Origin of the sequence: Streptomyces sp. NPDC096040, from assembly GCF_040303265.1 — a bacterium.
GTDB lineage: Bacteria > Actinomycetota > Actinomycetes > Streptomycetales > Streptomycetaceae > Streptomyces.
In genome coordinates this window covers 168,274-181,944 of the sequence record NZ_JBEOTA010000011.1, presented here as the reverse complement: position 1 = coordinate 181,944, position 13,671 = coordinate 168,274, and the positions used below count along the sequence as shown (strand labels likewise).

Genomic DNA, 13,671 nt, shown 5'->3' with positions numbered 1-13,671 from the left:
GAACGAGCCCAACGGCAGAGGGAAGGCATACGACGATGAGCATCGGTTCCCGGACCGGCTGGGACGAGTGGGCGAGGGCGGTTCCCCCGCTCCGGTGCACGAGCAGCCTGGAATCCGACCACGACCCCGCGGCCACCGCCGTCCACCTCGCCGGGGCGGGACTGGCCGACCAGTACGCCGTGTACGAGAGGGAAGGCGTCTGGCACTTCGCGGCCGGCTCGGCGGTGACCCTCACCGCCACCGCAGACCGCATCACCGCCAGGGCCGACGGAAGGGCGTGGACGTCAGAGGCCGGCGCGCAGCCGCTGGAGGTGTTCGCCGAGGCCCTCGCGGCACTGGGGAACGCGGGTGGCACAGAGCGCCACTTCTACGGCTGGGCCGCCTTCGAGCTCGCGCACGTCCTCCACGGCGACCCGGCGGCAGGCGGCACCGGGCCTCTGCTGCACGCCCTGGTTCCGTGCGTGGACGTGTCCCTGACGCGCGACCGGGCCGTCATCCGAGCGGTCGACGAGGCATGGGCGCAGAAGGCCGGCGACCTGCTCGCCGAGCCGCCCGCCGCGCAGAACGCGGTCGGCGAGGTCACGCCGGCCGAGGCCGAGCGCATCATCGCCGAGGGTGCCACGGCCTACGGGCAAGCGGTCGCCCGTACCGTCGCGGACATCCGGGCGGGACTGCTGGAGAAGGCCGTCCTGTCCCGGAAGGTGCCGCTGGCCGCCGGGCCGCGCACCGACTTCGCCGCGTCCTACCTGGCGGGCCGACGGGCCAACACCCCGGCGCGCTCCTATCTGCTGGACCTCGGTGCGCGCAGAGCGGCCGGGTTCAGCCCCGAGACCGTACTGGAGGTCGGGGAGGACGGGGGCGTCAGCACCCAGCCGCTCGCGGGCACCCGCGCACTGGGTACCGACCCGGCGGAGAACGAACGCCGGCGGACGGAACTGCTCACGGACCCGAAGGAGATCCACGAGCACGCGGTCTCCGTACGCCTCGCCTGCGACGAGATGGAGGCGGCCTGCCGGCCCGGCTCCGTGGTGGTCGAGGAGTTCATGACGGTGAAGCCGCGCGGCTCGGTGCAGCACCTGGCCTCGCGCGTCACGGGCCGACTGCGGTCAGGGGCCGGACCGTGGGACGCGTTCGCGTCGCTCTTCCCCGCGATCACCGCCACGGGTGTGTCGAAGCGAGCCGCTCTGGGCGTGCTGGCCCGCTACGAGGAGGGGCCACGCGGCCTGTACGGCGGGGCGGTGTTCCGGGGGAGTACCGGCGGCTCACTGGACGCGGCCCTGGTCCTCCGCACGCTGCTTGCAGAGGGAGACGAGGTCTGGCTGCGTGCGGGAGCCGGTGTCACAGGGCAGTCCCTCCCCGAGCGGGAGATCGAAGAGACGTGCGAGAAGCTTCGAAGCGTCGCTCCCCATCTCAGGTATGCCGGCGGCTGACGCCTCTCCGCCGCACCACGGACGGGCCCGGACCACTGGGTGGTCCGGGCCCGTCCGTACGGAACGACACCTGGTGGTGGACACCGCGGTGTGTCACGCGGCGTCGAGCAGGGAGTCGAAGGCCGCCGGCAGGCGTCGCCAGCCCTCGGGTCCGGCTGCGTACTCGGTGTCGGTGAGCAGGCAGGAGTCGAGAAGCCGCTCGATGCCGGAGCGGTCGAGTCCGGGTGAGGTGAAAACAAGGTGCTGGCAGCGGTCGCCGTGTTCGGGATGCCAGTCCAGGGCGGCGGCCGCCCGCCGTACCGGGGGCACCAGGTCCCATGCCGCGTCGGGCAGGGAGGCAAGCCACGGACCGGCGCTTTCGACACACAGGGCGCCGCCGGCGGCCTCCCAGGAGAGCAGGGTGTCAGGGCGGTCGGCGAGCCAGAACCGGCCTCTGCTGCGTGCTGCCGCGCAGCAGAGGTCTTCCAGAGCCTGGTAGAGGCGTTCGGGGTGAAAGGGGCGGGTGCGGTGCCAGACCAGCGTCGTGACGCCTGCGTCGTCGGCCTCCTGTGGCAGGAGTGCGCAGGCCGGGTGCTGGGCCGTGGCCGCCGCGTCCACGTCGAATCCGGCGAAGGCCAGCTGCGCGAGTTCACCCGAGGCCGCGTCGACGTGGCGGGCGGTGGGGTGGAGCTGGGTCAGCAGGGCATGGTCCTGTTCGTCCGCGTCCTCGCCGTCCACGAGGGCGAGGACGGGCGCGTACTCCAGTTGCCGGGCCCAGGTGTCGCCGACGGTGCGCTGGTCCGTCGCCGCTGCCGCGAGTCCGACCTCGGCCAGGTCGTCTCCGTTGGAGAGGTAGGGCAGGACGAGAGCCGGGTCGACCGCGGTGATCACGTTGGTGAGCGTCAGGCCGTCGCCGCTGTGCGCGGCGACGACCTCCGCCATGGCCTTGGGCTCGACCGAGTCCCACAGCTCGACGATCGCCAGCCGCGTCAGGCCGTGGCCGGCCAGTCGCTCCAGCTCGGGGACGAGATCTTCGCGCAGGGCGCAGCAGGCGCAGTCGTTGACCAGCGGCGCTTCGCCCGACCCGAGCACGCCTGACCGGTCGCGGACGTGACGTCGTACCGTTCCCTCGCCCGCGGTGGCCAGGTCGTGATGAAGGGCGACGCTGCCCGGCACCGCTCGCAGCAGGCGATCGACGACGTGTCGGCGGGCCTCCGTATGCAGGCCGCCGACGATGACGACCGGCAACCGGCCTTCCTCGGGCATCACCGGTCTCCGGAACGCCCGTAACGGCGTTCGAAGCGCTCCACCCGGCCGGCGGTGTCCATGACCCGGGCGGTGCCGGTGTAGAAGGGGTGACTCGCCGAGGAGATCTCGACGTCCACGACGGGATAGGTGTTGCCGTCCTCCCACTCGATGCGTTTGTCACTGGAGAGCGTCGAGCGAGTGAGGAAGGCGAAGTCCGCGGCCTTGTCCCGGAAGACGACGGGACCGTAGGCGGGGTGGATACCGGGCTTCATGGCGGGCTCCCTGGAGCTGTGGGTGATCGGGTCGGCGTTCTTCGCGGAAGTCGAGGTGCGGGCCGACGACCGGGTCGATACGCGGTACTATATGGGAACGATTTCCATTACCGATAACCAGCCACAATGAGAGGCAGGTCATCCCGTGTCCGCCCACTGCCAACTGACCGGCGCCCAGCCCGGATTCGGCAACCGCATCTCCCATTCGCACCGACGCACCTCCCGCCGCTTCAACCCGAACATCCAGCACAAGCGGTACTGGCTGCCCAGCGAGTCCCGGTACGTCCGGCTGACGCTGAGCGCCCGAGGAATCAAGACGGTCGACACCATCGGCGTGGAAGCGGCAGTCGCCCGCATCCGTGCCCGGGGAGGAAAGGTCTGATGGCCAAGCGAAGCAAGATCGCGATGAACGAGAAGCGCAAAGCCGTCGTCGAGCGGTACGCCGCCCGGCGGGCCGAACTCAAGGAGATCATTCGTCGTCCTTCCTCTACGGAAGCCGAGCGCGGTGCCGCGATCACCGAACTGCGCCGGCAGCCGCGCGACGCCAGTGCCACGCGCGTCCGCAACCGCGACGGCGTCGACGGCCGTCCCCGGGGGTATCTGCGCAAGTTCGGGCTCTCCCGTGTCCGTGCGAGGGAGCAGGCGCACGCGGGTTTCCTGCCCGGTGTCACCAAGTCGTCCTGGTGACGGCGCGTACGCGCATGCGCGAAGAGTCCTGGCGTGCTCGTGGTCGCCGTCCGCGCGTATGCGAGAGGTGAGCCGAAGTGGAAGCCGTCCACCGTGAAATCCGGCAGGAGTGCACTCATGAGTGACGCCGCACGCGGCCACCGTGGCCATCCCTTCACCCTTGTCGTCTGCGCCTCGTGTCAGGCCGGCACCGATCAGGTGATGGACGAGCTGCGCCGGGTGGTCCGCAACAGCCCCCAGGGGGTCATGATCTCCACAGGATGCCTCCGGAAGCTTCTCGGCTGCGCGGGCCGACGCGGGCTGCACGCTGCCGTACAGCCGTGCACGGCGGACCGCAGGCCCACCGGAGCTGTCGTGCGTCTGGGCCCGCTCGTCACCGCGGCCGACGCCGCAGCGGTCGGAGCGTGGCTGCGGGCCGGAATGCCGGACGACGGCACACTGCCCGACAGGCTCCTGGCGGCGCCCGCCCCGCAGAGTGTCGCGCACCTCAACTGAGGGTGGACGGTGTGAGCAAGGGCCCGTTGAGCGTGGCGGCCGGCGACAGGCCCGGCGTTCGCGGTGCCGTGGTCGACCGGTTGCCGAGGCTTGCTCCAGGTGCCGTGGTCCTGGCGGTGCCGAGCCTGGCGAACCTCCGTGCGAACACGTGACGAAGCGTCATGCGGGCTGGGAGACCGTCTCCGCCTCGCCCGCGCCGTCCACCGCTTCCGCCGTGGCTTGCTTCCGGCGCGGGATGACCGTGGTGACGAGGAAGGCCAGCAGGGCGGCCCCGGCGCCGATGGCCATCACGACCTTGAAGCCGTTCTCCGACGGCAGGGCGTGGCCGCCGAAGTCCGTGGTCGTCTGCGCCAGGATGACACCCGCGATGGCGCTCGCGAACGAGGTGCCGAGGGAGCGCATCAGGGTGTTGAGGCTGTTGGCCGCACCGGTCTGGGAGGGATCGACCGCGGCCATGATCAGCGCGGGCAGGGCGCCGTAGGTGACGCCGAAACCGGCGCCGTGGATGGTCCCGTCACCGCGGGTCGGGCAAGGGCGTCCGACATGGGAATGGCCTCCAGCGGCGTCCAAGCTGGACACGCTCCGCGCGAGCCTACGAGCGGCCGCGTGGTGTGTTGACGGATCCGGTCCGGGCAATCCCCGGGTGTACGGGGTGAGTCCGGCACGAACGGCTCGACGTCCTGCAGCCACGCACGCTGCAGGTGCGGGCGTCGCGCGTGGTTGCCCGTGGCGTGCCGGAGCGGGCGCCAACTGTCCGCGGCAGGAGCAGGGGCGCTCCGGTGAAACCACCACCGACCTGTCCGTGGTTGACGCGGAACTCGGCGATGACGCGTCCGTTCCTCTCCCGGGCGTCCGTCATGGGTGCCTGTGCCGGAGCCTGGGCCTGGGCCTGGGCCTGGCGTCAGCGTTCGAAGACGCCGGTCAGTCGGCCGCGGTCGAGGACGAGTGCGGTGATGGCGGGCAGGACGGCGCGGGGCCGTGCCCGGTCCACCGGCGTTGAGTCGGGGGCGCTGTCCACGGGGGTCGAAAGGGCGAACAGCTGGAAGATGTAGCGGTGTGGCCCGTGGCCTTTGATGGGCGCGGGACCGTGGTATCCGCGTCCGATGGTGGACCGCAGCACCCGCACCCCGGGGCCGGGCTGCCGCGCGGCCAGGGCACCGGGCTCCAGGTGTTCGGCTGCCGGGTCGATCAGGGCGAGGCAGTGCACGGCGGGCTTGGCTATGGGGACGTCGATGTCCTCGACGACCAGGAGGAGTTGCGCGGTGCCGGGTGGGGGCGGGGTCCAGGCCAGGTGGGGGGACAGGTCGGCGCCGCCGATGTGCTTCGCGCAGTGTTCCAGCGGAATGCCGTCACCCCCGTCGAAGTGCCGGCTGGTGAGGACCATCAGCTCGGGTCCTTGCAGGTTGGGCAGGTTCCACGCCGTGTGGGTGTCCCCTGCTCTGCGGTTGTTCAGGAGTCGTCCGAGCAGTGTCATCGTGTTGCTCCGACCATGTCGATGACGTCGGCGGTGGTGGCGGTTTCGCCGAGCTTGGGGAAGACGCGTTCGACGCTGTGGCGGTGGGCGTCGGCGTCGGGGTCGCTCATGGCGTCGGTGGCCAGCACGACGTGGTAGCCGTAGTCGGAGGCCGAGCGTGCGGTCGACTCGACGCCTGCGCTGGTCGAGATGCCGGCGAGCACGACCTGGGTGACGCCCAAGTCCCGTAGGAGCGTGTCGAGTCCGGTGTCGTGGAAGGCGCTGCGCCGCCGCTTGGTGATCAGGTGGTCGGTCGGCTGGACGTCGAGTTCGTCGATGAGGTCGGCCCATCCGGCCGGCAGTGCGGGGATGCTCCGGGACCGTCCGGCCTCGGTGCGTCCCGGGGCGCGGCCGGTGACGTTGACCAGGACCACGGGCAGGCCGTGCCGCCGGAACGCGGTGGCCAGGTGGGTGGCCTGCTTGACGGCGGCGGTGACCCGATCGGCGGTGTGGTCCGGGACGATGCCCTTCTGCAGGTCGATCACGACGAGAGCGGACGTGGGGTCGATCGTTGTCAGTGTCATGGTGTTGTTTCTCCCGTGGATGTCGGCTGGTTGCCGGGGGCGGGCGGTGAGGTGGTTCAGCCGCTGGTGTACCTGTCCGGTCGCGCGAGGGGGCCACCGCTGACGGCCTCTTGCGGTCCTGGGGCCTTGGCGGCGGGGCTGGTGCCGCGTAGGAGGGAGGCGATCGCGGCGAGGAAGGCGAGGGTGGCGCCGAAGGCGAACACGATGACCAGGCCGGAGTGGAAGGGCCCGGCGATCAGGGTCGGGAAGAACTCGCCTCCGGTCAGCACCTGTTGCTGCGCTGCCGTCAGATGGGCCAGGGTGCCGCTGGGCTGGAGCAGGTGCTGGATCGGATTGACGCCCAGTTGGGCGGCGAACAGGGACGAGACGGGGGGCAGGCCGGCGACCTGGGTGGCGACGTGGGCCGGTACGCCCTGCTGTCGCAGGCCGGCGGTGAGGGTGGTCCGGAGGCTGCCGGCCAGCCCGGCGATCATGAGGGAGAAGAACACGCCGATCGAGACGGCGGTGCCGGAGTTCTGGAAGGTGGCGCGCATGCCGGAGGCGACACCGCGTAGGCGTGCGGGCACGCTGCCCATGATCGAGGAGGAGTTGGGGGAGGCGAACATGCCGCTGGCTATCCCGTTGAGCGCTATCAGCACCGCGAAGATCCAGTAACTGAAGTCGATCGGCAGGAGCATCAGACCCAGGAAGCTGGCGCCGAACAGCACCGCACCGCCGGTGGCCAGCCCCCGGGAGCCGAGGCGGTCGGACAGGTAGCCGGAGACGGGACCTGCGGCGAGGAACCCGGCGGTCAGCGGCAGCATGAAGATGCCGGCCCACAGCGGCGTGTCGCCGTAGTCGTAGCCGTGCAACGGAAGCCAGATGCCCTGCAGCCAGATGATCAGCACGAACTGCATCCCGCCACGGCCGATCGAGATGGCCAGGCCGGCCAGATTGCCGAAGGTGAAGGCCCGCAGGCGAAAGAGACCCAGTTGGATCATCGGCGCGGAGACGCGGTTCTCGATGGCGACGAATGCTGCCAGGAGGATCAGTCCGCCGGTGATCAGCCCGTCGACCAGCGGGTTGGTCCAGCCCATGGTGTGCCCGGCGTAGGGCTGCAGGCCGAAGGTGACCGCGATCAGGACCGCGCTGAGGCCCATCGCGAAGGTGATGTTGCCCCACCAGTCGATCCGGCCGCCGCCGCGCTTGCCGGTCTCACGCAGGGTGCGGTAGGCCCACAGTGTGAAGAACATGCCGACGGGCACGTTCACCCAGAACACCGCCCGCCAGTCCCAGGCCGACAGCAGTCCCCCGGCGACCAGACCGATGAACATCCCCGCCAGGCCGGCGACCTGGTTGATGCCCAGGGCGAAGCCGCGCTGCTCCTCGGGAAAGGCATCGGTCAGGATCGCGGCCGAGTTCGCGGTCAACATCGAGCCGCCGACGGCCTGCACCACCCGCCAGCCGATCAGCCACATCGCCCCGTGGCCGCCGTCGAAGGGATCGAAGGACAGCAGGATCGAGGCGAAGGTGAAGACCGCGAACCCGGAGTTGTAGATCCGGACCCGGCCATACATGTCTCCCAGTCGGCCCACCGTGACCACCAGGACGGCCTGGACCAGCCGGTACCCCATGATCATCCACAGCAGATAAGCGATGTTGCCCGGAGCCAGCGGGTCCAGGTGCACGCCCCGGAAGACCGCCGGCAGGGCGATCAGCACGATGGAGCCGTCCAGGGCGGACATGAAGACCGCGGCGGTCGTGTTCGTCAGCGCCGTCCACTTGTACCGGTCACCGGGCGAGCGGCGCGGGGCGCGCGGCTTGGGAGGATCCGTCATCAGTTTTCTTCCTCATGGTCGCGTCGGCGTCCGATGTTCTGGGCCAGTCGCTCCAGCAGGGGCGCGGCCGCTGCGAGCTGCTCCAGCTCCGATGGGGCGAACGTGTCACTGGTCAGCGCCTGGGCGATGAGTTCGGCCCGCGCGTTGCGCTTGTCCTGCAGCGCCTGCCGACCGGCGTCGGTCACCGTCAACACCACGCGCCTGCCGTCGTTCGGATCCGGGCGGCGCTCGACCAGGCCACGGTCCCGCAGCGCACTGAGTGTCGCCCCCATGGCCTGCGCGGTGATCTGCACCTGCCGGGCCAGCGCCGAGGAGGTGGTGGGGCCCGAGCGGTCGAGGTGCGACAGGGCCGTGCGCTCGGGCATCGTGAGTCCGCCTTCGATCGGTACCTGGCGTACCCGTCGCACGAGCACGCTGATACTCGCCAGCAGGGCTGAGGCGACTCCATCGGGGTCCAGGTCATCGGTCATTTACTAAGGCTACTTTATCAACCTGCCTTAGTAAATACACCTCATCGTGCCGCCCGGGAAGAAGCGGGGCGGCCCGGTGCGTGCCTTGCCCGCGCGGCCAGGAGGAACACCACCGCGGCCGCGACCGGTGTCCATGCGACGACCCAGCGCCGAGTGGTGGGGGTGGAAGCCAACGGCCAGTACCACCCTGGACTGCACCGTAAGGTGCGCGACCGGCCGCCGGCGCCCTGCGTCGGCGGCTTCCCCGACTTCGGTGAAGCCGCCGGCCGACCGACGTCCTCCGGCCGACGGCAGGTGCGCTCCAGCCGGGCCCACTCCGCGTTCGGACGAGGCGGGTCGGCGCAGCCAACTACCGGCCCCGGCAGGGAGGTTGGAAAGGCCTCAGTGAGCCGTTTTCAACCTCGCAAGGGCTGCTGACGCGGCTCGCCCCCTGGTTGAGCCGGGTGGAGGCGCTCGCGGCAGGATGGTCTCGTGCCCACCATGGTTGTTGAGATCCACGTGCCGTTGCTCCCGATATCCGACTTGCCGGACGGGACCTACCCGTTTCCCTGGATCGAAGAGGTCGAGGACTTCCTGTCCGATACCGAAGAGCAAGGTGATGTGAAAGTCCTCGATGACGGAGAGGAGGACGGGGACGTCTACGTCTTCTTCGTCACCGGAGCTGACGAGGAAGATCTTCTGGCGGTGGCGTCTCGCGTGGCCACGCTGCCCGGGGTCCCTGCGGGAATCGTTGCGGTCGTCAGTGACGACGAGGGCGAGGAGTTCGGCCTGGGACGACGTGTGTCGCTTCCGCTGTCTACGGTATGAAGAGCGGTGCGGAGCCTCCGCTGCGGGTGCCCGCAGTCAACTCGACTGGATGCGGGCGTGTGAGGAAGACTGGGCAGGTCAGGCAAGCGGTGGCGGGCGGGCAGGTTTCCGAGCCGGACCGCTGCGGGCGGAGTTCACCCAGCGCCCCGAACTCGCCGAGATCCTCATCTTCACCGGGGAAGCAGTCATCCGGTACACCGGTCTTTCGGATTCGCCGTCTCGGAGGGATGTATCCGGCATCGTGTACTACAGGACTGGATGGGCCGACTGGTGGAGTTGACCGGTCCGAACTCGGTGCGATCCGTTCGGACCTGCCCAGGTCGGTGTCCTGGCAGGGTGTCGCATGACACACTCGGACCGGGTCGTCACAGGCGGCGGCAGCGGGAGGTAGCACCTTGATGACATTGGATTTGCACCCGATCTTCCGGAACAACCGCGACATCGAACTCTCGCTGCGGCAGATCGTCTTCCAGGCGAAACACGCGGGGGAGCCCGTCGTGCAGATCATTCACGGAAAGGGCACTGGGCAGCTCAAGGGGCGCGTCCTCGCGTTCCTCGGCCAGAAGCACATCAGGAAGCTGTACGACCGCGTGGAGATCGACACGGCCAACACGGGCCGGATCCTGGTCCACTTCGCGCCACGCCCCTGAGCCCTCTCCCGCCTCGGTTCGGGGCGCCGAGGCGCCCGTTCGGGGCCGTCCATCCGGCGTCCAGGTCCGTACGCCACTTTTCAGGATGGAGCTGACGCCGTCACCAGGTGACCGGCAACTCGTAGAGACCGTTGGCGAGTTTGTCGTGCCGGAACGGGACGTCAGCCGACGGGACGGCCAGCCGCAGGCCGGGCAACCGCCGCAGCAGAGTGGGTAGGCGACCTGGAGCTCGACCCGGGAGAGGGGTTGGCCCAAGCACTGGTGTATTCCGTAGCCGAAGGCCACTTGGTGGCTGGCCTGACGGGTGACGTCCAGCCGGTCGGTGTCCGCCAGGTTCATGCCTTCGTACGCGCGGTTAGGGACGACCGCCTCTACGGCCCTCTCCTGCTGTCAGAGCACCGCGCACCCGGGCGAGCTTCTGGGAGTGATCTGCGCGGACACCAGGGTGAGCGAGCTGACAGCCCAGGGCATCGCTCACCACGCACGCATCGTGCCGGCGTCCGAAGCGCGCGGCCTGGAATTCGACGGGTCGTCGTCATGAATCCCGAGGAAATCATCACGGCCCGCCCCGGTGGGGAAAGGGACTTGTACGTAGCCCTGACCCGGGCCACCAAGCGCCTCTGCACAATCACGGTCCAGCCCGCTGACGAATTCAAGGAAGCGGTGTACGGCCTCGTCGGACACATGATCAATATGTGACCGGGCCGGTGCGCAATCGGGCCGCAGCGTGCGTACGGCCCGGGTGCTCTGCCCATTCCCGCACACTGTGCGCGAGGGAGCGGAGGTGGGGTGCCACGCCTTCCGGTGCGTCGGAGGGCGGGATTGTCGCCTCACGAAGGTGCAAGGCGCGGGCTTGGTGGTGACACCGTCTACCGGGGACTTCGCCCTGCACAGCCCTCGGGACACAGTCCGGCCCGCACCGTCGGGCCTACGCGGTTGCCGGGTGACGCCCAGCGCATGGGAAAGATCTCACTGCGCCGGTTTCATACGGAACCCGGGGCCGGGGATGCTTTCGATGTCATCGGCCTGGACGGGGTGGCCTTCTGAGCAGCGGATCTGGGCGTGGACGCGCGCGCCGCATCCGCGGTGCCGTGCCTCGACGGCCGGACCTTCCGGGTCGGCGCGGTAGCGGTCGCCCCACTGCAGGAGCCCCATCACGGCCGGCACCAGGTCCATGCCCTTGGCCGTGATCACGTACTTGGGCCGGCTGCGCGCGCCGGGTTCCTTGTAGGTCTCGGTGGCCAGGATCCCCTCCTTCACCAGCATGCGAAGCCGCGTGGCGAGGAGGTTGCGGGGACAGCCGAGGACGCGTTCGAAGTCGCTGAAGCGGGACGAGCCGTACCAGGCCTCGCGCAGGATCAGGATCGTCCACTTCTCGCCCACGATCTCCAGGGTCCGCGCGATCGAGCAGTTCGACGTGTCGCGGTCGAGGCGGGAGTCCAGGCCGGTGTCTGCCAGTGCATCGCTCAACGCATCCATGCAGTGATACTAACCGCATCTAAGTTTACTTTTCTATACTCAGCCTCTAGCGTCGTCACCAGCACACCAACCTCGCCGCACACCGAACAGGCACGCGGCCCCCTCGTAAGGAGTGCCACCATGGCGGTCAGCCAGCAGGCACACGAGTTCGCAGAGTTCCTCGCCGGCGTCAGTGCGAAGTCGTCCACGCCGGGTCTCGACCTGGCCGTCATCCGCGACATCGTCGACTCCCACCACAAGGCGTCCACGGAGCCGGAAGGCGTCACCTACGCCGAGGTCGACGCAGGCGGCGTACCCGCCCTCTGGGCCATCCCCGAAGGCGCCGACCCCGACAAGGCGCTGCTCCACTTCCACTTCGGCGGCTCGGTCACCGCCTCGATGCACTCCGACCGCAAGGCCGCCGGCCACATAGCCAAGGCAGCCGGGGTCCGCTCCCTCGTCGTCGACTTCCGCCTGGCACCCGAGCACCCGTACCCCGCGCAGCTCGACGACGCCGAGACCGCCTACCGCTGGCTGCTCTCCGAGGGCTACGAGCCACGCAGCATCGGCAGCACCGGCCACTCCATCGGCGGCACCCTCGCCGTCATGCTGCCGCTGCGCCTCCTCGCCAAGGGCGAGGCCACCCCCGGCGCGATCGTCAGCGTCTCGCCATGGACCGACCTCACCATCAACAACCCGTCGGTCGACAAGAACGAGCACAACGACAAGATGCTCAGCCGGGCCACGCTCGAACTCTTCCGTGGCGCCTGGCTGCAGGAACCCGGCGTTGAGTTCGCCGATCCTCGCATCAGCATCGCCAATGCCGACCTCACCGGCCTGCCCCCCACCACCGTTCACTACGGCGAGTTCGAGACCCTCGCCGACGACGGCGCCGAACTCGGCCGCCGGCTCGCCGACTTCAAGGTTGTCTCCTCGGTCCACCCGATGCCCGAAGGGCAGCACTCCTTCATCCTCGGCGCCGGACGCGTCCCCGAAGTCGACGAAGCCATCCGGCAGATGGGTCAGTGGCTCCGCCGGCACCTCGGCAGCTGAACGCAACAGCTGCCCGAACAAACGCACCCACCGTGAAGAAACCCCTGAAATCACGCAGAAGGCTGACTGACATGAAGGCATTCGTCGTCGAGAAGTACGGCAAGGACGGCGCACGCGCCGCAGAGGTACCCGAGCCCGTCGTCGGGGACCGTGACGTGCTGGTCAGAGTGAGCGCCACCAGTATCAACCCGCTGGACAAGATGGTCCGCAACGGGGAGTTCAAGCAGCTCCTGAAGTACAAGCCGCCGTTCGCGCTCGGCCACGACGTGGCCGGAGTGGTGACGCGCGTCGGCTCCGCCGTACGCGGTTTCGGCGTCGGCGACGAGGTCTACGCCCGTCCGCGCGACCTGCGGATCGGAGGCTTCGCGGAGTTCATCGCGATCGACCAGGACGACGTCGCGCCCAAGCCAGCCTCGCTCACCCTCCAGGAGGCGGCCGCGGTGCCGCTGGTGGCCCTGGCCGCCTGGCAGGTTCTCGTCGACCGCGCCGCTGTGAAGCCGGGCCAGAAGGTGCTCATCCACGCCGGTGCCGGCGGCCTCGGGTCGACGGCCATCCAATTGGCCAAGCACCTCGGCGCCACCGTGGCCACGACCGCCGGCACCGATTCCGAGAAGTTGGTCAAGAGCCTCGGCGCCGATGTGGTCGTCGACTACACCAAGGAGGACTTCTCGAAGGTGCTGTCCGGCTACGACCTGGTGCTGGACTCCGTGGGCGGGGCGAACCTGGAGAAGTCGCTGACCGTGCTGAAGCCCGGCGGCCTGGCCATCAGTGTCGTCGGCCCGCCGGACGCCGGGTTCGCCAAGCAGCTCGGCGCCCCCTCGTTCATGGGCCTGATCATGAACACCCTCAGTCGCAAGGTCCGCAAGCAGGCCACGTCGCTGGGCGTGCGTTACCAGTTCTTCTTCATGCAGGCCAACGGCTCACAGCTGCGCAAGCTCGCCGCCCTCTACGACAGCGGGAAGCTCCGCCCTGTCATCGATCGAACCTTCCCGTTCGACCAGACGCTTGACGCAATGGCGTACGTCGAGCAGGGCCGCACCAGGGCCGGCAAGGTCGTGGTGTCGATGGTGCCCGACAACGATTGAGGGTGCCGAGTCGGCCGCTCACCGGAAGGCGACCGAACCGCCGTTCATACGGCAGGAGTTGACAGGCATGCGTCCGCCGCCTGGCGGGCAGACAACGGGCTACGTACTCCGGCGAACAGCGACGGTCGCTAGCCTGAACAGCAGATCCCGGACAGGGACCCCGCGCATCGCGGTCATGGAGAT

The 13,671-nt window shown here is 69.4% G+C and carries 16 protein-coding genes and 2 pseudogenes; 10 read left to right on the top strand and 8 right to left on the bottom strand.

The window, feature by feature from the left end; all coding sequences use genetic code 11:
• The first annotated feature begins 35 nt into the window (after nt 1–35).
• Nucleotides 36–1,430, top strand: a complete 1,395-nt coding sequence (locus ABTY98_RS17285; RefSeq protein WP_352221750.1) for a salicylate synthase — start codon at nt 36–38, stop codon at nt 1,428–1,430.
• 93 nt (nt 1,431–1,523) lie between these two features.
• Here the strand turns inward: ABTY98_RS17285 and ABTY98_RS17280 are convergent, their stop codons facing one another.
• Nucleotides 1,524–2,675, bottom strand: a complete 1,152-nt coding sequence (locus ABTY98_RS17280; RefSeq protein ID WP_352221749.1) for a CobW family GTP-binding protein — start codon at nt 2,673–2,675, stop codon at nt 1,524–1,526.
• On the bottom strand, nt 2,675–2,929 hold the full coding sequence (locus ABTY98_RS17275; protein ID WP_352221748.1) for a type B 50S ribosomal protein L31: 255 nt from the start codon (nt 2,927–2,929) through the stop codon (nt 2,675–2,677). Before ABTY98_RS17275 ends, ABTY98_RS17280 begins: the two co-directional genes overlap by 1 nt.
• Here ABTY98_RS17275 and ABTY98_RS17270 point away from each other — a divergent pair.
• From ABTY98_RS17270 to ABTY98_RS17255, 4 genes are all read left to right on the top strand, one after another.
• Nucleotides 2,928–3,059: a hypothetical protein gene (locus ABTY98_RS17270; protein ID WP_352221747.1), complete on the top strand. Its 132-nt coding sequence runs from the start codon at nt 2,928–2,930 to the stop codon at nt 3,057–3,059. The genes ABTY98_RS17275 and ABTY98_RS17270 overlap by 2 nt on opposite strands.
• A 15-nt stretch (nt 3,060–3,074) precedes the next feature.
• Complete coding sequence (rpmB, locus tag ABTY98_RS17265) at nt 3,075–3,311, top strand: 50S ribosomal protein L28 (RefSeq protein ID WP_352221746.1); 237 nt, start codon at nt 3,075–3,077, stop codon at nt 3,309–3,311.
• Nucleotides 3,311–3,616, top strand: coding sequence for a 30S ribosomal protein S14 (gene rpsN / locus ABTY98_RS17260; protein WP_352221745.1), 306 nt, complete (start codon nt 3,311–3,313; stop codon nt 3,614–3,616). Before rpmB ends, rpsN begins: the two co-directional genes overlap by 1 nt.
• Before the next feature lie 117 nt (nt 3,617–3,733).
• The gene (locus ABTY98_RS17255) at nt 3,734–4,111 is read left to right on the top strand and encodes a hypothetical protein (protein WP_352221744.1); all 378 of its coding nucleotides are present in this window, start codon (nt 3,734–3,736) and stop codon (nt 4,109–4,111) included.
• 159 nt (nt 4,112–4,270) lie between these two features.
• On the opposite strand, the pseudogene ABTY98_RS17250 reads toward ABTY98_RS17255, so the two are convergent.
• The 5 genes and pseudogenes from ABTY98_RS17250 to ABTY98_RS17230 form a co-directional block, all read right to left on the bottom strand.
• A pseudogene (locus tag ABTY98_RS17250) lies at nt 4,271–4,612 on the bottom strand (MFS transporter); the annotation flags it as partial.
• Between the two features lie 400 nt (nt 4,613–5,012).
• Entirely contained in the window at nt 5,013–5,585 is a 573-nt protein-coding gene (locus ABTY98_RS17245) for a YbhB/YbcL family Raf kinase inhibitor-like protein (RefSeq protein WP_352221743.1), read from the bottom strand.
• On the bottom strand, nt 5,582–6,148 hold the full coding sequence (locus ABTY98_RS17240; RefSeq protein ID WP_352221742.1) for an isochorismatase family protein: 567 nt from the start codon (nt 6,146–6,148) through the stop codon (nt 5,582–5,584). The genes ABTY98_RS17245 and ABTY98_RS17240 overlap by 4 nt, the downstream gene beginning before the upstream one ends.
• Before the next feature lie 56 nt (nt 6,149–6,204).
• Nucleotides 6,205–7,965 (bottom strand): MFS transporter, encoded by a 1,761-nt coding sequence (locus ABTY98_RS17235; protein ID WP_352221741.1) that lies wholly within the window; start codon nt 7,963–7,965, stop codon nt 6,205–6,207.
• A complete protein-coding gene (locus ABTY98_RS17230) occupies nt 7,965–8,435 on the bottom strand; it encodes a MarR family winged helix-turn-helix transcriptional regulator (RefSeq protein WP_352221740.1) in 471 nt (156 codons plus the stop codon). Before ABTY98_RS17230 ends, ABTY98_RS17235 begins: the two co-directional genes overlap by 1 nt.
• A gap of 480 nt (nt 8,436–8,915) precedes the next feature.
• On the opposite strand from ABTY98_RS17230, the gene ABTY98_RS17225 reads away from it, so the two are divergent.
• The 3 genes and pseudogenes from ABTY98_RS17225 to ABTY98_RS17210 form a co-directional block, all read left to right on the top strand.
• On the top strand, nt 8,916–9,242 hold the full coding sequence (locus tag ABTY98_RS17225; protein WP_352221846.1) for a hypothetical protein: 327 nt from the start codon (nt 8,916–8,918) through the stop codon (nt 9,240–9,242).
• Between the two features lie 398 nt (nt 9,243–9,640).
• Nucleotides 9,641–9,892 carry a Smr/MutS family protein gene (locus tag ABTY98_RS17220; RefSeq protein ID WP_352221739.1) on the top strand — a complete coding sequence of 84 codons (252 nt, stop codon included), beginning with the start codon at nt 9,641–9,643 and terminating at the stop codon, nt 9,890–9,892.
• Between the two features lie 391 nt (nt 9,893–10,283).
• Nucleotides 10,284–10,591 (top strand): annotated as a pseudogene (locus tag ABTY98_RS17210) (hypothetical protein); the annotation flags it as partial.
• Between the two features lie 270 nt (nt 10,592–10,861).
• Here the strand turns inward: ABTY98_RS17210 and ABTY98_RS17205 are convergent.
• A complete protein-coding gene (locus ABTY98_RS17205) occupies nt 10,862–11,335 on the bottom strand; it encodes a winged helix-turn-helix transcriptional regulator (RefSeq protein WP_502994253.1) in 474 nt (157 codons plus the stop codon).
• A gap of 156 nt (nt 11,336–11,491) precedes the next feature.
• On the opposite strand from ABTY98_RS17205, the gene ABTY98_RS17200 reads away from it, so the two are divergent.
• Both ABTY98_RS17200 and ABTY98_RS17195 read left to right on the top strand, forming a co-directional pair.
• Nucleotides 11,492–12,403 (top strand): alpha/beta hydrolase, encoded by a 912-nt coding sequence (locus ABTY98_RS17200; protein WP_352221737.1) that lies wholly within the window; start codon nt 11,492–11,494, stop codon nt 12,401–12,403.
• 71 nt (nt 12,404–12,474) lie between these two features.
• Entirely contained in the window at nt 12,475–13,488 is a 1,014-nt protein-coding gene (locus ABTY98_RS17195) for an NADP-dependent oxidoreductase (protein WP_352221736.1), read from the top strand.
• The last annotated feature ends 183 nt before the right edge of the window (nt 13,489–13,671 follow it).